Raw genomic sequence first — 21,156 nt, forward strand, 5'->3', positions numbered from 1 at the left:
AAACAAACCGCAAATACATATGTATTTGCGGTTTATATTTTAAAAAATTTTAATATCTTCTTCTTCTACGTCTAGATCTTTTTCTTGCAGTTGCAATTAGATAAACTAAAGTTAATATTACAACTATTCCTACTAAAGTGATGACGTATAATACTATGTTAGCTTTTAATAACTGAGTTAGTTTTACATTTACACTGCCAGTGTAATCAGCTTTATACTCCCTAACTGAAAAGTTTAGCTTAGTATCGTTATTTGATGCAAGAGACCAAGCATCTTTTCCTTCTGTGTTTACAGCTATTTTACCTTCTTTATCATTTACATAATTTGAGTATGCAGTGACATCTTTATCTAAAGTTACAGGAACTTCTAGAGTCTTCTTAGGACCAAAGAATTTAAATGCTTTATAATCTAGAGTAACTTTACCAACTTCAGTGCCTGCTTTAAGTAATGTTTTTTGAGTTGCATCGTAACTATAATCAATTATAGATTTCATATCTTTGAAAACTTGTGTACTATGCTCGTCCTTTGTAGAATCAAGAACAACTCCTATTATCTTTCTACCATTTCTTTCATAAAGTGCAACTAAACATCTACCAGCTTGTTGAGTATAGCCAGTTTTACCACCTATACAGCCATCTTTTCCTAAGTTTTCATTTCTATTTTCAATATTAAAAGTAGCAGTTTTATTTATGGTTATAGTTGATTTATCTGTTCCCATTATTTCTCTTACCCAATCATTATGGTAAGCAGCTTTTCCTAATGTTGAAAGGTCATATGCAGTAGTATAATGATCTTCGTCATGTAATCCGTTTGGTGTAACAAAATGTGTATCCTTCATGTTAAGTTCTTGAGCTTTTTTATTCATCATGTCTGCAAAACTTTTAGAATCTCCGCCTACGGCATCTGCAATCATATAGGCTGAATCATTAGCAGAATAAAGTAAAAGTGCCTTCATAACATCATCAGCAGTCATTGTTTCACCTACAGGTATAGGTTGCATGTTTGTATTTAATGAATATGCTGGCTGCTTCTTTGCTTCTTCTGTATAGTCTATAGTATCATTTTTAGTTTTATTCTCAGCAAAAAGTAAAGAGGTCATAAGTTTTGTAGTACTAGCTGGATACTTTTTTGCGTCTACATCTTTTGCGTAAATAATTTCACCAGTTTCATAATCTATAGTAATAGCAGCTTTCGCAGCGACTGAAGGAGCTGAGGATTTTTCAGCTGCTTGACTCTTTAGTGCGAAAGGAGATATAAATGTTAAGGATAAAGTAATTGCAAGTGTTGATAATAATGTTCTACGTTTCAAAATACATCTCTCCAAATCTTCTCATATAATTTTTTACAACAAAATAAATTAGTTGTAATCCTTTTTAGCCTTAATAAGTATATCATCATTGTAGTATAATAACAACTATAAAACCTGTGAAAAGGAGTTTTGATAATGAATTGTAAACAAATTGAAGGGATATTTAAAGATAGAAAGCCAAGAAAGATTGGGAAGTATAAAAGAAGTTCGGTCGTTATACCTTTATATGAGGAAGAAGGAATAACATATATAATATTTGAAAGACGTTCTTTCAAACTAAAACATCAACCAGGAGATATTTGTTTACCTGGAGGAAAGATAGAACTAGGCGAGAATCCAAAGGAAGCTGCAGTAAGAGAATTAATAGAAGAGCTTTGCGTAAAAGAATCAGATATTGAAATTATAGGTCAAATGGATTACTTAGTTACCCCATTTTCTCTTATAATGTATCCCTATGTAGGAAGACTCAAGAACTTATCTGAAGATTTTAATAAGGACGAGGTGGATTCAATGATAAAAATTCCACTTAAGTATTTTATTAATAATACACCATTAATTCACGAAGATGAACTTACAGTGGAAAGGGGAGAAGAGTTCCCGTTCCATTTAATAAGAGGAGGGAAGGAATATAATTTTTCAAAAATAAAATATGCTACTCATTTTTATAAATATGAGGATGTAGTAGTATGGGGTCACACTGCAAGAATTATTTATGAATTTATAAAAATAATAAAAGGGGATAAATAATCCCCTTTTAAGTGAATACATTTTAATTTAAATACTAGTGTTGGAATTTTCTTTTCTAAATGGGAGAGGTAAAAATGAAAGCTTAGTTTCACAAATTATTATAGATAGAAATAAGATTGCTCCCCCAAGTATCATTTGAATAGTTAGTGTTTCATTTAGGACTAATGAAGAAAATAATGGGCCAAATAATGATTCAGTACATAGTATCAATGCTGCCTGAGATGGTTTGGTATGCTTTTGAGCAATATTTTGCAATAGGAATGCTAATAAAGTTGAAATAAAAGTTAAATAGCCTAATGAAACTAAAGAGTTATTTATATTTATTTCAGAAAAGTTTTCGAATTTAATAGAGCAAATTAAAGCCAAAAATCCTGTTACTAAAAATTGAATTATTGTTAGCAAAATAGGATCATATTTTTTTGAGAATACACCAACAAAAGCGATATGCATAGCAAAAAATAATGCACAAAACAAGGTAAGTGTATCTCCGAAATTAAATAAAAGTGAAGAACCGTCCCAAGTTAACAGGAAAATACCTAAAAAAGCAAGTATTGCTGAAAATACGGAAATTTTTTCTAACTTGTCCTTAAATATCATCCAAGCTAAAAAAGGTACAATTACAACATTTAATCCAGTTATAAATGCATTTTTAGAGGCAGTTGTATAAACCAAACCAACAGTTTGAGTTGAAAAACCTAAAAAAAGAAAAAATCCAAGTAATATTCCTGAACCAAGGGATTTTCTCGTTAAGTTTTTAAAGCGTTTAATAAAGATTATAAGTAAAACTAATCCGGAAACAGTAAATCTTATAGAAGTTAAAACAAAAGGGGGAAAGGAATTTAAAGCTTCTTTAGAAGCTACAAATCCAAATCCCCAAAAAGCTGCAACTAGTAATAAAGATATACTGTATACTTTATTATTAATTTTCATGGTTATATCCCTTCAAATTGTTATTTGCTTAAAGTATTAATTACAGATTCCTTAGCATTAAGCTCTAGGGTATCATCAAGAGGAGCAAGTATATAATCATATCCTTTATTTGTTAAAGCAGTTTGAATTAATCTATCTGCAAATTCAGGATTCTTTGTAAGAAAAGGTCCGTGGAAGTAAGTCCCATAGGTATTTTTATAAATACATCCTTCATTCCCATCTTCACCATTATTACCATAACCAACGATACATTTACCTAGAGGTTTCAAATCTTCTCCTAAATAGGTTCTTCCAGAATGATTTTCGAAGCCTACATATGTTTCGTTGAAATCTTCATTTTTGATCATGGTATTTCCTATAAATCTAGTACTTCCTCCTGTAGTATATAAATCTAATATATTTAATCCCTCTAGCTTTTCTCCTTTTGGAGAAGTGTAATACTTACCCAAAAGTTGATATCCACCGCAAATTGAAAGAAATACTTTACCACGTTCTATATATTCTTGTATTTCATATCCTTTATTTAGTTTTAAATCATCGGATACTATAGATTGTTCGTAGTCCTGTCCACCACCAAAGAATACAATATCAAAGTCATTTCTATTAAATTTATCACCAAGAGACAAGTTTGTAATATTAACTTTTATTCCTCTTTGTTCAGATCTATATTTAAGCACAAGTATATTTCCTAAATCTCCATAAACATTTAATAAATCAGGATATAAATGACATATATTAATTTCCATTTAAAATTCCTCCTACCATAGTTCCTTTATATATCCTTTTGAGTGAAGATATTTTCTATAGTTAATCATTGCTGTATAAGTTGCGAGTACATATACATTATTATTTTCGCTATTAATAATTGAATCAGTTAAATCCTTGTACTCTTGCTTAATTATAAAAGAATTCTCGTTTAACCCAGCAATTTTAAGTCTAATAGCCATATCATACATTCTTATTCCTGATATAAATACATCTTGTATATGCAAATCCTTAAGTTTTTCAAAATCTACGTCCCAAATCCAAGATACATCTCTTCCATCTGCATAATTGTCATTTAATAAAAAGGCAGTTGAAAAAGATTCTTTATTTAAACAAAGGGTATCAATAGCTTGATTAAACCCTGCAGGATTTTTAACAAGAATTATTTTCACTTTCTTACCTTCAATTGAAAGTATTTCTTGTCTTCCAAAGCTAGAAGATTGTTTCTCTAAGGATTCGATAATTTTATCTTCCTCAAGATCTAATTCTTTTGATATTGCATATGAGCAAAGTGCATTATAAATATTATAAACACCAGCTTGGTTAATATTTAATGCTCTTCCATTAATAGTTACACTTGAACTTTCTGGAGTTAAGTCAATTATGTTGTCAACGTAGTATTTTAATTCATCTCTCTTAAACCCGCATCCTTCGCAATAATAATCGCCTAAGTGATTATAGGTTATAAAGTTATAGGAGTAAGGAGTTTTACAAAACTTGCAGAACTTAGCATCAGCATTAATTTCAATTTCTTTATTATCATTAATTGAAGTACTAAATCCGTAGTAATACATTGGGTTTTTAAGCTTTAATCCACCAAGCAATGATTCGTCACCATTTAAAATAAGCTTTGTTTCAGGTACTTTTTTAATACCTTCTAATATCTTTTCTAAAGTTGTATAAACTTCACCATATCTATCTAATTGATCTCTAAACAAATTAGTAATTGTAATAATTTCTGGAACAATATCTTCAGTAATAAACTTTAAGTTAGCCTCGTCCACTTCAATAACAGCATATCTTTGAGTTTTAGAGAAGAATTTAAAATTCTCAATAAAACAAGCTACGATACCTGTATGAAGATTTGCTCCTGTTGCATTGGTTATTATATCTAATCCATTATTTTTCAAACTATTTGCTATCATCGAGGTAGTTGTAGTTTTGCCATTTGTACCTGTTACTAAAATTACTCTATAGTTTTCTGAAACTTTTTTTAAAATCTTTTTATCAAGTTTTAAGGCAACTTTTCCAGGAAAGTTACTACCACCTTTAAATAAATGCCTTGATAAAAATATAGTTGTTTTTCCTGCGATTATACTTAAAAAAGATTTAATACTAATTTTGTCCACCACCTTAAAATTATGTAACTTATAACTAAATATTTTAATAGGAAATTTTTAATAATACCCTTTTGATTTTAAAAAGAAAAAAATTCCCCTCCTTTTTATACACTAAATATGATATTTTATCAATCTAAATCTATATAATTAAAGTTTTCTTTAGCATAAAAAGGTAAGTTTTGAGCCTTTGAATTAAAAGTGCTAATTGCTGCTTTTCTTTCATTATAGGATATTTTATTGAAAATTAACTTAAGGCCATAAGCAATAGGAGTATCCTTAGAATAAACCAAACTTAAGCCGTAAATAAATCGTTCACTTTTTGGGTTGTTTATTATTAAAGTTTTATCCATTACTTTACTTGAAGCTTCTGTATCAGATTCAATAATGATAATATTGAAATGTTTATCAATTAATGTTTTTTCAATAGAAGCAGTGTATTCTTTTGAATTAATTATTGCAATATTAAAAGTTCCTTTTGATAAGTAAGGAATATTTGATATAGTATATGTAAGTGGTTTTTCACTTGAAAAAATATAAGATATATATATTTTTTTACTTTGAACATTTAGAATTGTGTTAGAAACGGCATTATTTAAATCCGGGATAAATTCAAATCTATTTTTATAGGAGTTAATCAATGATACAGAGTTTTGACTTTCTTTATTTATTATTGACAAGTTTACTCCATTTTTTTCAGTTTTATCTTTAAAATCTTTATTTTGTAAAAATGTATCTTGTAATGGAATTATGTTAAGCGGCACTTCAACTATAGAATCCTTAATAGTATCATTATTTGCTGGGGAATTGGTATAGCTTGGAGAATTGTTATATATTTTCTCGAAGTTTCCATTCGAAATAGTGATAATACCTACAATTATTCCTACTGAAAAAATTATAATTAGTAATGAAGGTTTAATTTTTAGGTTCATATTTGGCTCCTTTTATGTTAATATATATAATGCTTTTAAAAATTCATCTATATTTAAATATAATTTAAGTATAGCATATTATAGATTTTTAATTTAGGTTTTGATAGAATTTATTTATAACAAAGAGGGGATAATTAGGAGGAAAAATGGGAAAAATTAAAGAATTATTGAACAAGCTTAAGAAAAATGGAGAGCCCATGAAAAATAAGCTAATAGAAAATGCTAAAAAAGTGAAAGAAAAAAGTTTAACTTTGTATGAGAAGTTAAAGGTTAAAATAGATCCATTTCTTAAGAGATATAAAGCATTAAGTGAAAAATGGAGTATACTCCATCCAACTGTTGTAATGAATTTTTTCTTTATGATGGCTTTAATCATAGTTTTTTCGATAAGTACGGCTTTAAAGAAAAATCATACTTTAATTGCTAATAATAAAGCTGAAATGCTTTTCTATCAAGGAGATTTTGATAAGTCCCTAAGTGAGTACCAAAAATTGCAGGATGATGATAAATGGCCTATATGGGAAGTAAAAGAGGCAGAAATCTATTCAGTACAAGGTGAAATGGACAAGTCCAATAGTTTTCTAAAAGATGCTATGGATAAAAGAAATAAGATAGTTGGGAATAAGAGAGAAAAGTATGAGGCTCAAGATAGAGAGTTAGTAAACTATATTGTTTTCACATATTTTATGAATAAGGATTACAAGGAAGCTTTAGAAATAGGTGAAAATGAATTAAATAAATATGGAAAAGATAAGCCATTAATGAGAACAATGTATACGGTATATATGGTAAATGGAGAGAAAGATAAAGCTAGTGAAATGGTTAAAGAATACCCAGTGGATACTGATTCAGCATATGATTTATCTATTTTAGCGAAGATGCAGATGCTTTTAGATGATTATGATAAAGGATTTGATTTGTTAAAAGAAGCTTGGTATAAGGATAAGGATGAGATTAAGGTATTTGACATAATATCTCAAGCAGCTACCTTTAATAAAGATTTAATTCTTCAAAAATTAATAGATAGATCTTCAAAAGAGCCAAATGAGATTTGTTATAAGTTGTGGATAGCTAAAGTATATTCAATGGCTCAAGATTCAGCTGATATGGCTCAGAAAACTCTAACAGAATTAGAGGGTAAGGATATTGGAAATATTAATGTTAAAATAATTCAAGCAAAAATATATCAGTATTCTGGTGATAATGAAAAAGGGGAAAAATTACTAAATGAAATTATCAGTGAAAACAGTCAGTCATATATAGGTTACCATACTGCAGGATGGTACTATTATGATAAAGGGGACTATGATAAGGCATTTGAATTCGCTCAAAAGAGTATACTAGCCAATAAGGATTATCCTGATAATTATGGTTTCTTAATACCTGATATTATGTTAAAGCAAGGAAAAGATAAAGAGGCAGAACCGTATTTCAGAGCAGCTTTATTAAAAGAACCTTTTAATTATGACATTATGACAAAGATAGCAAATTATTATTGGACAACTGCTAAAGATAGCAATAAGGCCTATGAATATTTTAGTCTTGCATCTCAAGTAAAGCCAACTGATACTGAATTATATTATAATATGGCATTAATAAAACTAAATAGCAATTCAATTGATGATGCTATTTCATTGCTTAAGAAAGCAATTTCATTAGATGATGCAAATCCTAAATATCATAGAACATTGGGTACTATTTATATGAATCAAGAAAAGTATTCAGATGCTATTAAAGAAGTCAGATATGCATATGCAGCAGATAAGAATGACCCACTAACTTTAAATAATGCTGGTTGTTTTTATATTTCAATTAATGTTGATTTAGAAAGAGGCATGGCTAATTTAAAGGCAGCATATGAATTGAGAGATTCAATTACTGATGCAGATACAAAGAAAGCCATAGAAGATAATTATACTAAAGCAAAAGCAGTATATGATGATTATAATAAGGGTGAAGGGGATTCTATAAAGATTCCAGATTTCACACTATTCTATTAATAAGTTATTAAGAATATTACTATATAATATAATTTTATATAGTAATATTCTTTTTTTATAAAACTCTATGATATAATGTTATAATAACTTATATATATTTAATTTGAAATAATAGGGTTTTGAGTTCAACTAATACTTTATTAATGCCTGAAATCAAACAAGAATAAAGTAAGTTTCCTATATTAACCCTATATATACAGTTGAGAAGGAGGATTAATATGTACCCAATTATATTTGAAAATCTATATTATGATAGAATCTGGGGCGGAAGAGAATTAGAAGCCTTTAGAGATAACTTACCTGAAGGAAATATAGGTGAAAGCTGGGATATAGCTTGTCATCCAAATGGAATGGGTGTTGTTAAAAATGGAGAATTTAAAGGCCTTACCTTTGAAGAGTTAATTAAGAAAAGAGGGGCTGAAATTATAGGTAGTGAGATTAAAGGGGATAGATTTCCATTACTTATTAAAATAATAACAGCCAATGACAAATTATCAGTTCAAGTTCACCCTGGTGATGAATATGCTCTTAAAAATGAAGGAGATCTAGGAAAAACTGAAGCTTGGTATGTTATTGATGCAAAGGAAGGTGCTAGCCTAGTAGTAGGGACTAAAGATTGTACTAAGGAAGAGTTTGAAAAAGCATTAAATTCTGGTGATTTAGAAAAATATTTAAATAGAGTGTATGTTAAACCAGGAGATTTCTATTTTGTTAAAAGTGGATTAGTTCATGCAATAGAAGAGGGCGTTACAATTGCCGAAATACAACAAAATAGTGATACTACTTATAGGGTGTATGATTATAATAGAGGAAGAGAAATTCATGTTCAAAAAGCACTAGATGTAATTGATTTTTCCCTATCAGGTAAAAATGCAAAAGGAATAAAAATACAAGAAGAAGGTTATTTAAAGGAATACCTATCACTTTGTCCATATTTCTCTATAGAAAAATATGTATTAGAAACTGAAGTTACAGAGAGCAGTGATAAGGAAAGATTTTATATATTTACATGTACTGAAGGAAATGGAGAAATCAAATATAAAGATGGAACTGTTAAATACTCTAAAGGTGATTCGGTATTTATACCAGCAACACTAGGTGAATATAAAATAATAGGGAAATCAACATTGCTAAAATCATATGTGCCAAATGTAGCTAAAGTAGAAGAAGAAATACTTAATAATATAAGAGGCTAATACTATTGCAGTTAAAAAGTTAAAATAATTTTTTGCTTTTTAACTGTTTTTTATGTGAATCAAACAAATAATTTATGAGTATAAATCAATATGTTAATTTATAGCAACAAAATTTTAAGGAAATTTTAATTAGACATTGATGTAATTAGGTTTTATAATGAAATTTGAGTAAACATAAAGGAGTAGACGCATGGGAATTGATTTTATTTTTATACTTAAAGCTATTGTAATAGCTATTGTAGAAGGTATTACTGAATTTATACCAATATCATCTACAGGACATATGATTTTAATTGGAGAACTAATTCGCTTTAATACGGCTGAAACAAAAGCATTTTCTGATATGTTTGAGGTTGTCATACAATTGGGAGCAATTTTAGCAGTTATAGTTTTATATTGGAAGAAAATTTACACAACTGTAATTGAATTTTTTGTTTTTGCAGCTACAAGAAAGGAAGACGCAAAAAGGGGTTTTAATTTTTGGTTATCTGTATTAATTGGTACCATACCTGCAATAATTTTAGGATTTACATTTAATGATTTTATAGAAGAAAAATTGTTCTCAGCTAAAACTGTATCATTCGCATTTGTAGTAGGTGGTATATTACTTGTTTTAGTTGAAAACTATTATAGAAAGAATTTAAGAAAGAGTAAAAGAATAACTAAAGATATTGATAAGATAAGTTTTACTCAAGCAATAAAGGTAGGCATTTTCCAATGTTTAGCTATGTGGCCAGGAATGTCAAGAAGTGCTTCAACAATAATGGGTGGATGGATTTCGGGACTTTCAACTTCAGTGGCTACTGAATTTTCATTTTTCTTAGCTATACCAGCTATGATCGGAGCCTCATTATTAAAGCTAATTAAATTTGATTTCTCAATAATGAATACAACTTATTGGCTTGCTTTAGCAATAGGATTTTTAGTAGCATTTTTAGTAGCTCTAGTAGTAATCGAAATGTTTATTAACTTCTTAAAGAAGAAACCTATGAGAGTATTTGCAGTATATAGAATAATTGTTGGACTTGTTTTAGTAGGTTTAGCTTTTGCAGGAATTATTAAATAAAAAATGAATATTAAAACTGAGCTGCTGACTAATTGTTGGCAGTTCTTTTATTTTCCTATATAATGTTAAATGTTATGGCTTTAGTTAATAAATTAATATATTAATTTATTTAAGTTATAATAATTAATAAAATAGATAAATTTAGTTCAAAACATAAAAAAAATTGGGAGTTGAAGATATGTACATAGCATTTGGTAATCAAATTATTGATAGTAAAGATACTATAGATAAAATTGAAAAAAATTCTGAATTTAAAGTTGTTAAGGATATGAGCAAAGGTTCAAAAAGGGATGATATTTTGGCTCTAAACCTAAGCGTATCAATAGATATATTAAAAGAAATGATGGAAGATGATGAGATTAACATAAGTGAGTATAGTGAAGAAGAATTATTTGAAGAATATCTTACATTAGCAGAAGAGATAGCAACTGATTTAGAAGAATATATACCAGAAGAATCAATTTTAGATATTAGGGCGTATAAGTGGGATGAGTCTGACAATGACATTAAATTAATTATTGCAGTAACTCATGAAGAGGTAGGAGAAAAGAAGCTAAAAGATATAATGAAAAGATTATTAACACAAGTAGAGTAATAATTTAGTTATATATTTTTATAAAAGTACATGAAATATTAGTGTAGAGTAACCACGTATAAGTAATCTAAGGGATGAGTAATTTATAAGAAAATAACGTTACTCATCCTAATTTTATTTTTTAAAGTATATATTTATATGAAATGCAAAATTGTATTTTATTAACATAAAAAAAGCTTTTAACTTTCTGAATATTATGATATCATTTAATTGTGGTAATTATCTGAATATTTTGCAAACGTTTAGCATTTCTTGTCGTTTGCATTAATATAGCACTAGAAAGTCGTTAAATCAAAGCACTTTCCGTGAAAGTATTATTTTTAGAACAATCCGCAAGGGTAGAGGAGGATTATGATGTCACAAGAAATTAAAAAAATCGCATTACTAACAGGAGGCGGAGATTGCCCAGGATTAAACGCTGTAATTAGAGCGGTAACAAGAACAGCAATTTTGCAGTATGGTTATGAGGTTATTGGTTACAAATTTGGATATCGTGGTTTATACAACAACGATTTTGTTCCACTAACATTAGAAAGTGTTTCAGGAATTGAACATAAGGGTGGAACAATACTGTATAGCTCTAATAAAGATAATCTTTTTGATTACTTAGTTAATGAAGATGGTAAGATGGTTAAAAAAGATGTTTCAGATGTAGCGGTAGAAAACATGAAAAAAGAAGGCGTTGATGTTTTAGTTGTTATCGGAGGAGATGGAACACTTACATCTGCAAGAGATTTCTCAAGAAAAGGTGTAAATGTAATAGGTGTACCTAAAACAATTGATAATGATTTAGCAGCAACTGATGTAACTTTTGGTTTTAATACTGCAATTAGTATAGCAACTGAAGCTTTAGATAGACTTCATACTACAGCAGAATCTCATCATAGAGTAATGTTACTTGAAGTTATGGGAAGAAATGCAGGATGGATTGCATTAGAATCTGGAATAGCTGGATCAGCAGATGTAATTTTATTACCTGAAATTCCATATGATATTAATAAGATAGTAGAAAAGATTGAAGATAGAAAGAAACATGGAAAACCATTCTCTATTATAGTTGTAGCTGAAGGAGCTAAATCAAAAGATGGAGAAGTGGTTGTAGCTAAAATAGTTGAGGATTCTCCAGATCCAATAAGACTTGGAGGAATAGGTAACAAGTTAGCAGGAGATATAGAGAAAATCATTAAGGAAAATGAAGTTAGATGTACCGTATTAGGACACCTTCAAAGAGGAGGGACAACATCAACCTTTGATAGAATTCTATCAACAAGATATGGTGTTGCAGCTGCAGACCTAATTAAAGAAGGTAAATTCGGTAATATGGTATGCTTAAAAGGTGATGTAATATCATGTGAAACTCTTGAAAATGTAATTGGAGCAAATAAAAATGTAAATCCTGATGGTGAACTTGTAACTGTTGCTAGAAAGATAGGTATTTCTTTTGGAGATTAATATGGGTTAAGTTAACTTATTAATTAATACGTTGTAGTAAGTGAAAAGTTTGAGATTTACTATCAAGTATAATTTAAGTTTTTTGTTTAAACCCTTAATGAGAGCACTAATTCCATTGGGATTAGTGCTCTAAACATTTACTTAATATACAAATTATTAAAATACTTCAAAATTTTCTGAAAATATGATATAATAATCTTACAAAAACATAATGTAATGAAAGCTGGAGGGTATTATGAAAGAGATAAAAAAATATTTAGAGTCTAGAATAGGTAATTACAGTTTCTATTTTGAGGATTTACATTCTGGATATATGTATAGTTATAATGAAAACGTTCAAATGGTTGCGGCAGGCTGTATGAAGTTACCTATAGCAGTATCTCTTGTAAAAGCAGTTGAAGATGAAAGATATACTTTCTTAGATAAAATTAAGATAGAAGGAAAAGATAAGGTTTATGGAACTGGTATAATTCATGAATTTGGAGAAAGAGAATACACTATTTTTGAATTATTAGTTGCTATGTTAATTCAAAGTGATAACACTGCAGCAAATAAAATAATCGATTTAGTAGGAATGGATAGAATTAATGAAAATATAAAAGAAATGGGACTTAGAAACACAGTTCTCAATAGAAAAACTTCTGATGAAAGAACAGAAAAGAATGATTTGGAAAATATAACTTCAGCTTATGATCTTTCAATGATATGGAAGCACCTTTATAATGCTACTTATCTAAATAAAGAAAATAGCACTATGATTGTAGATATATTAAGAAGACAACAAATTAAGAATAAACTTGCTTTATATATTTCAGATGATTTAAAATACGATATATCATCTAAAACAGGTGATAAGAAGGGTGTAGAAAATGATACTCAGTTAATTCAATTATCAAAAGGTAACTTTGTATTTACTGTATTATCAATGGAAATACCTAACAGCGTATATGGAACCATAACTCTTGCTAAGTGCGGTAAGATGATGTGGGATAATGTAATGAATAATTGGCACTAAGCCATAAGATATGATAACTCCTAGGTTCTAGGAGTTATTTTTTTTGGATTATACTAAACGTCAAAAATACGTCAAAAATTCTTTGTTTAAGATAGTTTCATCATGCTATAAATTATTAATGCTAATAAATATGATATATAATTAAAATAGTAGAAAATTTTAGTGAATTGAGCAGTAATGCTAAGGAGTTAAGTATATGAAGACAAAAAAATATGTTATCTACTTTTTATTGATTATTTTACTATTCGTTTGTTCCGTTGAAGTAGGTTTGAAAACAACCGTAGGGAGCAATATCCTTAGCAGATATGAATGGACCCAGAAGAAAAAGCAATTAGAAAATACAGAAATTTCAAAGATTACGTTTTATACTGGGGGAAGAAATGCTAAAAATGTTGAACTTATTGGCTCTGAAAAGGATAATTTTATAAAATATTTATTGGCTTCAGAGTTTTACCGTAGTAATAGCGCAGGTCAAATAGATGGAGGAATGGCCATTATTTTAAATTTGAGAGATGGTTCTCATGACTCATTTGAATATTGTGGTGGAGATATTTTTCAAATTTCCAATAAGGGAAACTTATTCTCAATAAAAAACAAGGAACTTGAGAAAATCCTATTGAAATATAATGTAACATTATAATAAGTGTTATTAAAAACTATAATTTAATGAATATTAGCATTGATTTGCAAATTAAAGGATACTTATTTAATACCTGATAAATAGCAATTTGGTTAGTGAAAGGGGATTTTATATGAGAATTTATATTGTTGGTTCTGTTGCAAGTGGTAAGACAACTTTAGCAAAAAAATTATCAAATAAATTAGGAATTGAATGCACACATCTTGATGGTATTGTACATATAAAAGATAAGAATGATAAAGAGTGGGGAAATATTAGGAGACCTGATGAGGAAATCAACCGATTGTTCAAAAGCACAGTAATGAAACCCCATTGGGTGATTGAAGATGCTGGTAGAAAGATGTTTTCTGAAGGAATGGAGGCGGCTGATATGATTGTACACCTTATACCTAGCATATTTGTCAGGAGGATGAGAGTCATGACTAGATTTTTTAAGCAAAAATTAGGAATAGAAGAATGCTTATATGCACCTAGTATACATATGCTTAAGTTTATGTTTAGGGCTTTAAATAATTATGAGACTGGGAAAGATGATTTAGAAGCTAGACTAAATCAATATACTAACAAAGTAGTGATTTTAAGAAGCGGTAAGGAAATTAAGAAGTTTATGGAAAGTGTACATCAATCAGAGTATGGCATAAAGTTATATTGATTCGCAATCTTCTTATATTGAGCACTATAGATGGACAATCCATCTATAATTTTTAAGAGTATGTTTCAGCATTATATTAAAATATGGAATTAGTCGCCTGCCAATTTTTCTAGAGTATAAAATATATCCTAAGGACAATAATAATACCTAAGGGGTGTTAATATGACTAATAAACTTAGGGTAACAAAAAAACAAATGGCACGCTTAGGCTTAAAGAAGAATGAATCAGGTGATTATGAGTATATCGATCCTGAAGAAAAAAATAGATCAAAATATAATCCAGTAAGAAAAGAGTCTAAATAGGCTCTTTCTTTTCAAATAAGAAGAAGGAGAGACGATACGGTGAATATAAAATCGTACTTTTTTAATGTAAATACCTTTACTGAAAAGTTAATAGAAGAGAATCTTAGTGAATTTGTAGAATATAGTTTAGAAATACTTCCAGAATTCAATGGAGTATATTTTATTTATAAGAAAGATACAGAAGATTTAATGTTTATAGGGAGTACTTCAGGAAGTGGTAATTTAAAAAATAAGTTATTAGAAAGTATCAAGCCAGAATATGTTAGTGAAACCTTTAGAAATAAGGTGATGGAGGATGTATTTAAAACTACTAGTTGGGTTGAAAATGAGATTGGTGAAGAAAATAAAAATATAGAATATATAAGTAAAGTAATAGAATATATAAAATCAAATTACAAACTTAAGTTTTTACTATTACCTAATGAGGTGGAAGAGAATGAGGTACTTTTGGTAGAGAAAGCGTGCATTTTACTAAAAAAACCGATATATAATGAGCCTTAATATTGCAAAGCTTTTCAATATGCTATATAGTAAATATATATTATCCTGTGTATTGCGATAATAGGAGGGAAACCGATTGAAGAGATGGTTTTTATTAATTGAAGGAGTACTGTGTGGTACATATAAGGATCAGGAGGAAGCAAAAAAGGATTATAAGAGAGCGAAAGAATGCTATCCATATGATGATCAGTTAGTTGAACTTGCGGAAGTAGTTGATTCTACAGCAACTAATAAAACAATAAATGTAAACACAGTTAAGGGTTTCAATGAGACACTTGCTAAGCTAAAAGTTTTAGTAGTGTATAACAGACCAACCATTGCAGTAAATAAAAGAAGAAGAGTTGAAAAAGACTCTAATTCAGACTCTCTTACCTAAAACTATCTTTTATATTTTTAATTATACCTAAAAAACATTGACATTTTATGTGATCTTTGATATTCTCTATATAAATTAAAACCTTTAAATTGATCCAGAGAGGTCGTTAAGGAAGTTATTTTAATGAAGCATTGATAAGATTATTATGCCTTCCTTTATGGAGGGCATTTTTTTTATAAATATAGCAACCTTTAAATTAACACTGAGAGGTTAAAAAGGAGGAAATTATGAATAATATAAAACATCTAATAGATCCCATGGATCTATCTATTATGGAACTTGAGGATATACTGGGATTAGCTAATGATATAATGAAAAATCCTAAGGAATACTCACATCTTTTAAGTGGTAAAATACTTGCCACATTATTTTATGAACCTAGTACAAGAACAAGATTCTCATTTGAAGCAGCGATGATGAAACTTGGAGGAAATATACTAGGATTTTCAGAACCTAACTCATCTTCTGTTTCTAAAGGAGAAAGTCTTTCAGATACTATAAAAATAGTTTCAACTTATGCAGATATTATTGCCATGAGACATCCAAAGGAAGGATCAGCAAAAGTAGCATCTATTTATTCATCAGTACCTATAATTAATGCTGGAGATGGTGGACATCAGCACCCAACTCAAACATTAACAGATCTTTTAACAATAAAAAGTCTTAAAGAGAATCTAGAAGGGCATGTAATAGGAATTTGTGGAGATTTAAAGTTTGGAAGAACAGTTCACTCACTTATAAAAGCCATATCTAGATATAAAAATAATAAAATAATCTTAATATCCCCAGAGGAATTGACTATCCCACAGTACATAAGGGATGAAATTTTGATAAAAGAAAATATACCGTTTATAGAAGTAGAACGATTAGAAGATGTAATTGATAAATTAGACATTCTATATATGACGAGAGTTCAAAAAGAAAGATTTTTTAATGAAGAGGATTATATAAGACTAAAGGATAGTTATATCTTAGACCAAAGTAAAATGTCTAAAGCTAAAAAAGAAATGATAGTTCTTCACCCATTACCAAGAGTTAATGAGATAGCCCAAGAAGTGGACAAAGATCCAAGAGCCTGCTATTTTAAGCAAGCTGAATATGGAATGTATGTAAGAATGGCTTTAATTCTTAAACTTTTGGAGGTGAGATAATGCTAAAGATAACTACAATAAAAAGCGGTGTAGTAATCGACCATATAAGAGCTGGACTAGGGATTAAAATATTTAATTACTTAGAATTAAATAAGGTGGATTATCCAGTAGCTCTTATTATGAATGTTACCAGCAATAAACTAGGTAAAAAAGATATTATAAAGATTGAAGATATAAGTATTAAAGACTATACATTTCTTAAGCTTATATCTCCAAGTATTACAATTAACGTAGTTAAGAATGAAGAGATAGTAGAAAAGGTAAAGCCAGAATTACCATCTAGAGTTGAGAATATATTTTATTGCAAAAATCCAAGATGTATAACATCAGTAGAAAAGCATATTCCACAAGCATTTAAGCTTACTAATAAAGAAGAGGGAATATATAGATGCGAGTATTGTGATGAAACAAGTGAATTCTCAAAATTTTAGGGGGTTAGGTATGAATTTATTAATAAAAGCTATAAGAATAGTTGATGAAAGTCATGATTTTGTAGGGGATATATATATTGAAAATGGGCTAATTAAGGAAATCGGTACTTCAATTGAGAAAAATGTACAAGTAATTAATGGAGAGAGTTTAACTTTGATGCCTAGCTTTATAGATACACATGTACATTTTAGGGAACCAGGTTTTACTTATAAAGAGGACATTGAAACAGGATCTAAGGCAGCGTTAAAAGGTGGGTTTACTTTTGTGAATTTAATGGCAAATACTAATCCAATATGCTCAAGCAAAGAAGTTCTTGATTATGTATATAAGAGAAATGAAGAAGTAGGGTTAATAGATTTACATCAATGCCTGTCTATTACTAAAGATTTTGATGGTAAGAATATATTGCACCTAGAAGATTTCCAAGGAAATTTAAATATAAAAGCTATATCTGATGATGGAAAAGGGGTCATGGATTCTAAGGTTATGCTTGATGCGATGGAAGTAGCTAAAAAGAATAAATGGGTAGTTATTTCACATGCTGAAAACCATGAATTTTCAAACATAGATATGAGACTCGCAGAAAATCTAATGACGATTAGAGATGTTGAACTTGCTAAATATTCAAAAGCTAAACTTCATATGGCTCATATATCAACTAAGGAAGCTATGAAATGTGTTATTGATGGGAAAAAAGAAGGAGCAAATGTAACAGCAGAAGTTACCCCTCATCACATTTCATTAAATACAGAAATATCTAACTATAGAGTTAACCCTCCTATAAGAGAAGAGGAAGATAGAAAATACTTAATTAAAGCTATTAAGGATGGCTATGTAGATGTAATAGGCACAGATCATGCTCCACATAGCAAAGAGGATAAAGAAAAGGGTGCACCAGGAATGGTAGGACTTGAAACTGCTTTCTCAATTTGTTATACAACATTAGTTAAAGAAAATGAAATAAGTTTAAAAACACTAAGTAAGTTAATGTCAGCGAATCCAGGTGAACTTCTTGGGATTAATAAGGGAAGAATATCTCCAGGATATGATGGAGATTTAGTATTAGTGGATTTAAATTCTAAACATAAAATTGATTCTAGTAATTTTGCTTCAAAAAGCTATAACACACCATTTGATGGGATGGAATACTTTGGAGAGGTTGTTATGACAATAAAGGCTGGAAAAATAGCATATAGAAAGTAGGGGGAAATATTGAATATAATTGATAGATTATTTAAAAGGGTAGAAGAAAAAGGTGTAGTATGTGTTGGACTAGATACAAGTATTGAGTATGTTCCAGAATATATTATAAAAGCTAGCTTAGATGAAGCAGAGGCAATACTTAGATTCAACAAAGAAATTATAGATGGAACTTATGATGTGGCTGCAGTTTTTAAAGTTCAAATAGCTTATTATGAGGCATTGGGAATAAGAGGATTAGAGGTTTATAAGAAGACCTTAGATTATTTAAGAGAAAAAGAAGCAATAATCATTGCAGATATAAAAAGAGGAGATATTGCGGCAACTGCTAAGATGTATGCCAAAGCACATTTTGAGGGGGATTTTGAGGCAGACTTTATTACATTAAGTCCATATATGGGAATGGATTCGATAGAACCATATTTGCAATATCTCGAAAAAGGAAAAAAAGGATTATTCCCGCTTGTTAGAACATCAAACCCAGGGGCAAATGACATTGAATTCCTAGACACAACTTTAGGACATAAGGTATACCATGAGGTTGGAGATAGATTAACTAAAATGGGAGAAGCTTATTTAGGGGAATGTGGTTATTCTCAAATAGGGGGAGTGCTTGGATGTACCCATAGAGAAGAAGCTAAGGAATTAAGAAGTAGATTCTCAAAAATGTTCTTTTTAATCCCAGGCTATGGAGCACAGGGAGGAAAGGCTGAAGATGTAGCACTATACCTAAACAAGGGAAATGGTGGAGTAGTTAATTCCTCAAGAAAAATATTATTAGCTTATAGAGAAGGAGACGGTAAAGAATCCCTAGGTTATTATGCCAGAAAAGAAGTTATTAGAATGAGAGACGAAATCTTAGATGCAGTTAATAAAGTAGGTTAGGAGTGGTTTTATGGAATACAGGTTAGCAGAGATTATAAGTAATGTTGAGATTAGTCCTAATATTTATAGAATGGATATAGCTGAAAGAAATGAAGTTAAGGCAGGTCAATTCTATATGCTGAAACTAAATGGAAAAACGCTCCTGCCTAGACCAATCTCAGTATGTAATTGGGATGGTGAAGCAGTATCATTTGTATATGCTGTAGTTGGCAGAGGTACAGAAGAATATGCAAAGCTTAAGGCTGGAGATGAAATTTACGTCACTGGTGCCTTAGGTAATGGATTTATAACTAATGAGTATTTAGGAAAGGTTGCTATAGTTTCTGGAGGAATAGGAACAGCGCCCTTTTTACAGGTATCAAGAGAGCTTAGATGTAACTTCCCAAACATGAAAATAGATTTATATGCAGGATTTAGAGATGAAATATACCTTAAAGAGGAACTAAATGACTATTGTGACGAAGTTAATATTTCAACTAATACTGGAAAGCATGGTATAAAAGGCTTTGTAACAGATTTAATAGATATGGACAATTATGATACTATTTTATGCTGTGGGCCTGAAGTAATGATGAAAAAGGTAGTTGAAATGGCTAAAGAAAAGAATAAGAGAATATATGTGTCCTTGGAAAAACATATGGCTTGTGGAGTAGGAGCATGCCTTGTATGTACCTGTAAGACTAAGGATGGAAATAAGAGAACCTGCAAAGATGGTCCAGTTTTTGATGGAAACTATATAGAAATGTAAGGAGGATAAAGATTATGATGAAAGTAAATATAAATGGTGTAGAATTCAAGAATCCAGTAATTGCAGCCTCTGGTACATTTGGATTCGGAGCAGAGTATAATAATTTTTATCCAGTAGGTATATTAGGAGGAATTTCTTCAAAAGGATTAACCTTAAATTCTAAAGAAGGTAATGATGGTATAAGAGTTTGGGAAACACCTATGGGAATGATGAATTCTGTAGGATTACAAAATCCAGGAGTTAAAGGGTTTATTGAAGTAGAACTTCCTAAAATGAAAAAATTAGGCACAAATATTATAGCCAATGTTGGTGGAGCAACTATTGAAGATTATGAAAAAGCCTGTGAAATGCTAAATGATACAGATATAGATATGATTGAATTAAACATATCATGTCCTAATGTTAAGTCAGGGGGAATGGCTTTTGGGATTAAATCAAATGTTGCAGCAGAAGTTGTTTCTAAAATAAAGAAAATAACTAATAAGCCATTAATGGTTAAACTTTCACCTAATGCAGAAGATATAGTTGACATGGCATACACTTGTGTAAATGCAGGGGCTGATTCCTTATCATTAATTAACACACTAAAAGCAATGGCTATAGATATACATAGGAGAAAACCGGTTTTTAATAATGTAACTGCAGGATTATCAGGTCCAGCAGTAAAACCAATAGCACTTAGAATGGTTTATGAGGTGAGTTCTGCAGTCTCTGTCCCCGTAATTGGACTTGGGGGAATAGAGAGTGGAAAAGATGCTATTGAATTTATAATGGCAGGGGCTAACGCAATACAGATAGGGACAGTGAATTTTTATGACCCTTTAGCAGGCAAGAGAATAATAAAAGAAATGGAAGATTTTCTAATAGTTGAAGGAATAAAGGACATAAATGAACTTGTAGGAATAGCTAAGATTTAATTATAGG

At 29.7% G+C, this 21,156-nt stretch carries 23 protein-coding genes; 18 read left to right on the forward strand and 5 right to left on the reverse strand.

The window, feature by feature from the left end; genetic code table 11:
- Positions 1 to 49: 49 nt before the first annotated feature.
- Complete coding sequence (locus tag PTZ02_RS02935) at positions 50 to 1,309, reverse strand: D-alanyl-D-alanine carboxypeptidase family protein (protein WP_274226326.1); 1,260 nt, start codon at positions 1,307 to 1,309, stop codon at positions 50 to 52.
- A gap of 135 nt (positions 1,310 to 1,444) precedes the next feature.
- On the opposite strand from PTZ02_RS02935, the gene PTZ02_RS02940 reads away from it, so the two are divergent.
- Positions 1,445 to 2,056, forward strand: a complete 612-nt coding sequence (locus tag PTZ02_RS02940; protein ID WP_274226327.1) for an NUDIX hydrolase — start codon at positions 1,445 to 1,447, stop codon at positions 2,054 to 2,056.
- A 27-nt stretch (positions 2,057 to 2,083) separates the two neighbouring features.
- On the opposite strand, the gene PTZ02_RS02945 is transcribed toward PTZ02_RS02940, so the two are convergent.
- The 4 genes from PTZ02_RS02945 to PTZ02_RS02960 form a co-directional block, all read right to left on the reverse strand.
- Positions 2,084 to 2,986 (reverse strand): DMT family transporter, encoded by a 903-nt coding sequence (locus PTZ02_RS02945; protein WP_274226328.1) that lies wholly within the window; start codon positions 2,984 to 2,986, stop codon positions 2,084 to 2,086.
- Between the two features lie 20 nt (positions 2,987 to 3,006).
- Complete coding sequence (locus PTZ02_RS02950) at positions 3,007 to 3,732, reverse strand: type 1 glutamine amidotransferase (RefSeq protein ID WP_274226329.1); 726 nt, start codon at positions 3,730 to 3,732, stop codon at positions 3,007 to 3,009.
- 12 nt (positions 3,733 to 3,744) lie between these two features.
- Positions 3,745 to 5,100, reverse strand: a complete 1,356-nt coding sequence (locus PTZ02_RS02955; RefSeq protein WP_274226330.1) for a Mur ligase family protein — start codon at positions 5,098 to 5,100, stop codon at positions 3,745 to 3,747.
- 119 nt (positions 5,101 to 5,219) lie between these two features.
- Positions 5,220 to 6,020 (reverse strand): hypothetical protein, encoded by an 801-nt coding sequence (locus tag PTZ02_RS02960; RefSeq protein WP_274226331.1) that lies wholly within the window; start codon positions 6,018 to 6,020, stop codon positions 5,220 to 5,222.
- A 146-nt stretch (positions 6,021 to 6,166) separates the two neighbouring features.
- On the opposite strand from PTZ02_RS02960, the gene PTZ02_RS02965 reads away from it, so the two are divergent.
- From PTZ02_RS02965 to PTZ02_RS03045, 17 genes are all read left to right on the forward strand, one after another.
- Positions 6,167 to 8,020 (forward strand): tetratricopeptide repeat protein, encoded by a 1,854-nt coding sequence (locus PTZ02_RS02965; RefSeq protein ID WP_274226332.1) that lies wholly within the window; start codon positions 6,167 to 6,169, stop codon positions 8,018 to 8,020.
- 218 nt (positions 8,021 to 8,238) lie between these two features.
- On the forward strand, positions 8,239 to 9,216 hold the full coding sequence (gene manA / locus PTZ02_RS02970; RefSeq protein WP_274226333.1) for a mannose-6-phosphate isomerase, class I: 978 nt from the start codon (positions 8,239 to 8,241) through the stop codon (positions 9,214 to 9,216).
- A 190-nt stretch (positions 9,217 to 9,406) separates the two neighbouring features.
- Positions 9,407 to 10,282: an undecaprenyl-diphosphate phosphatase gene (locus PTZ02_RS02975; protein ID WP_274226334.1), complete on the forward strand. Its 876-nt coding sequence runs from the start codon at positions 9,407 to 9,409 to the stop codon at positions 10,280 to 10,282.
- A gap of 178 nt (positions 10,283 to 10,460) precedes the next feature.
- The gene (locus PTZ02_RS02980) at positions 10,461 to 10,877 is read left to right on the forward strand and encodes a hypothetical protein (protein WP_274226335.1); all 417 of its coding nucleotides are present in this window, start codon (positions 10,461 to 10,463) and stop codon (positions 10,875 to 10,877) included.
- 354 nt (positions 10,878 to 11,231) lie between these two features.
- Entirely contained in the window at positions 11,232 to 12,329 is a 1,098-nt protein-coding gene (locus PTZ02_RS02985) for a 6-phosphofructokinase (protein ID WP_202767484.1), read from the forward strand.
- 235 nt (positions 12,330 to 12,564) lie between these two features.
- Complete coding sequence (locus tag PTZ02_RS02990) at positions 12,565 to 13,344, forward strand: serine hydrolase (RefSeq protein ID WP_274226336.1); 780 nt, start codon at positions 12,565 to 12,567, stop codon at positions 13,342 to 13,344.
- A gap of 196 nt (positions 13,345 to 13,540) precedes the next feature.
- Positions 13,541 to 13,984, forward strand: a complete 444-nt coding sequence (locus tag PTZ02_RS02995) for a hypothetical protein (protein ID WP_274226337.1) — start codon at positions 13,541 to 13,543, stop codon at positions 13,982 to 13,984.
- A 112-nt stretch (positions 13,985 to 14,096) separates the two neighbouring features.
- Positions 14,097 to 14,636, forward strand: coding sequence for a hypothetical protein (locus tag PTZ02_RS03000; protein WP_274226338.1), 540 nt, complete (start codon positions 14,097 to 14,099; stop codon positions 14,634 to 14,636).
- 162 nt (positions 14,637 to 14,798) lie between these two features.
- Entirely contained in the window at positions 14,799 to 14,939 is a 141-nt protein-coding gene (locus PTZ02_RS03005; protein ID WP_202767480.1) for a hypothetical protein, read from the forward strand.
- A 39-nt stretch (positions 14,940 to 14,978) separates the two neighbouring features.
- Complete coding sequence (locus PTZ02_RS03010; protein WP_274226339.1) at positions 14,979 to 15,440, forward strand: hypothetical protein; 462 nt, start codon at positions 14,979 to 14,981, stop codon at positions 15,438 to 15,440.
- A 76-nt stretch (positions 15,441 to 15,516) separates the two neighbouring features.
- On the forward strand, positions 15,517 to 15,816 hold the full coding sequence (locus PTZ02_RS03015) for a hypothetical protein (RefSeq protein ID WP_202767478.1): 300 nt from the start codon (positions 15,517 to 15,519) through the stop codon (positions 15,814 to 15,816).
- Between the two features lie 227 nt (positions 15,817 to 16,043).
- On the forward strand, positions 16,044 to 16,967 hold the full coding sequence (gene pyrB, locus PTZ02_RS03020) for an aspartate carbamoyltransferase (protein ID WP_274226340.1): 924 nt from the start codon (positions 16,044 to 16,046) through the stop codon (positions 16,965 to 16,967).
- Positions 16,967 to 17,398 carry an aspartate carbamoyltransferase regulatory subunit gene (locus PTZ02_RS03025; RefSeq protein ID WP_274226341.1) on the forward strand — a complete coding sequence of 144 codons (432 nt, stop codon included), beginning with the start codon at positions 16,967 to 16,969 and terminating at the stop codon, positions 17,396 to 17,398. The genes pyrB and PTZ02_RS03025 overlap by 1 nt, the downstream gene beginning before the upstream one ends.
- Positions 17,399 to 17,408: 10 nt before the next feature.
- Positions 17,409 to 18,602, forward strand: a complete 1,194-nt coding sequence (locus PTZ02_RS03030; RefSeq protein WP_274226342.1) for a dihydroorotase — start codon at positions 17,409 to 17,411, stop codon at positions 18,600 to 18,602.
- Between the two features lie 6 nt (positions 18,603 to 18,608).
- The gene (gene pyrF, locus PTZ02_RS03035; protein WP_274228058.1) at positions 18,609 to 19,484 is read left to right on the forward strand and encodes an orotidine-5'-phosphate decarboxylase; all 876 of its coding nucleotides are present in this window, start codon (positions 18,609 to 18,611) and stop codon (positions 19,482 to 19,484) included.
- Between the two features lie 10 nt (positions 19,485 to 19,494).
- A complete protein-coding gene (locus PTZ02_RS03040) occupies positions 19,495 to 20,232 on the forward strand; it encodes a dihydroorotate dehydrogenase electron transfer subunit (protein ID WP_274226343.1) in 738 nt (245 codons plus the stop codon).
- A 14-nt stretch (positions 20,233 to 20,246) separates the two neighbouring features.
- A complete protein-coding gene (locus tag PTZ02_RS03045; RefSeq protein WP_274226344.1) occupies positions 20,247 to 21,149 on the forward strand; it encodes a dihydroorotate dehydrogenase in 903 nt (300 codons plus the stop codon).
- Positions 21,150 to 21,156 lie beyond the last annotated feature (7 nt).

The sequence above is a fragment of the Clostridium sp. 'White wine YQ' genome (assembly GCF_028728205.1).
GTDB lineage: Bacteria > Bacillota > Clostridia > Clostridiales > Clostridiaceae > Clostridium_T.

Coding starts and splice junctions, on each gene's coding strand:
- PTZ02_RS02940 (WP_274226327.1), top strand. CDS start 1,445: ATGAATTGTAAACAAATTGAAGGGATATTTAAAGATAGAAAGCCAAGA.
- PTZ02_RS02945 (WP_274226328.1), bottom strand. CDS start 2,986: ATGAAAATTAATAATAAAGTATACAGTATATCTTTATTACTAGTTGCA.
- PTZ02_RS02950 (WP_274226329.1), bottom strand. CDS start 3,732: ATGGAAATTAATATATGTCATTTATATCCTGATTTATTAAATGTTTAT.
- PTZ02_RS02960 (WP_274226331.1), bottom strand. CDS start 6,020: ATGAACCTAAAAATTAAACCTTCATTACTAATTATAATTTTTTCAGTA.
- PTZ02_RS02965 (WP_274226332.1), top strand. CDS start 6,167: ATGGGAAAAATTAAAGAATTATTGAACAAGCTTAAGAAAAATGGAGAG.
- manA (WP_274226333.1), top strand. CDS start 8,239: ATGTACCCAATTATATTTGAAAATCTATATTATGATAGAATCTGGGGC.
- PTZ02_RS02975 (WP_274226334.1), top strand. CDS start 9,407: ATGGGAATTGATTTTATTTTTATACTTAAAGCTATTGTAATAGCTATT.
- PTZ02_RS02980 (WP_274226335.1), top strand. CDS start 10,461: ATGTACATAGCATTTGGTAATCAAATTATTGATAGTAAAGATACTATA.
- PTZ02_RS02985 (WP_202767484.1), top strand. CDS start 11,232: ATGTCACAAGAAATTAAAAAAATCGCATTACTAACAGGAGGCGGAGAT.
- PTZ02_RS02990 (WP_274226336.1), top strand. CDS start 12,565: ATGAAAGAGATAAAAAAATATTTAGAGTCTAGAATAGGTAATTACAGT.
- PTZ02_RS02995 (WP_274226337.1), top strand. CDS start 13,541: ATGAAGACAAAAAAATATGTTATCTACTTTTTATTGATTATTTTACTA.
- PTZ02_RS03000 (WP_274226338.1), top strand. CDS start 14,097: ATGAGAATTTATATTGTTGGTTCTGTTGCAAGTGGTAAGACAACTTTA.
- PTZ02_RS03005 (WP_202767480.1), top strand. CDS start 14,799: ATGACTAATAAACTTAGGGTAACAAAAAAACAAATGGCACGCTTAGGC.
- pyrB (WP_274226340.1), top strand. CDS start 16,044: ATGAATAATATAAAACATCTAATAGATCCCATGGATCTATCTATTATG.
- PTZ02_RS03025 (WP_274226341.1), top strand. CDS start 16,967: ATGCTAAAGATAACTACAATAAAAAGCGGTGTAGTAATCGACCATATA.
- PTZ02_RS03030 (WP_274226342.1), top strand. CDS start 17,409: ATGAATTTATTAATAAAAGCTATAAGAATAGTTGATGAAAGTCATGAT.
- PTZ02_RS03040 (WP_274226343.1), top strand. CDS start 19,495: ATGGAATACAGGTTAGCAGAGATTATAAGTAATGTTGAGATTAGTCCT.
- PTZ02_RS03045 (WP_274226344.1), top strand. CDS start 20,247: ATGATGAAAGTAAATATAAATGGTGTAGAATTCAAGAATCCAGTAATT.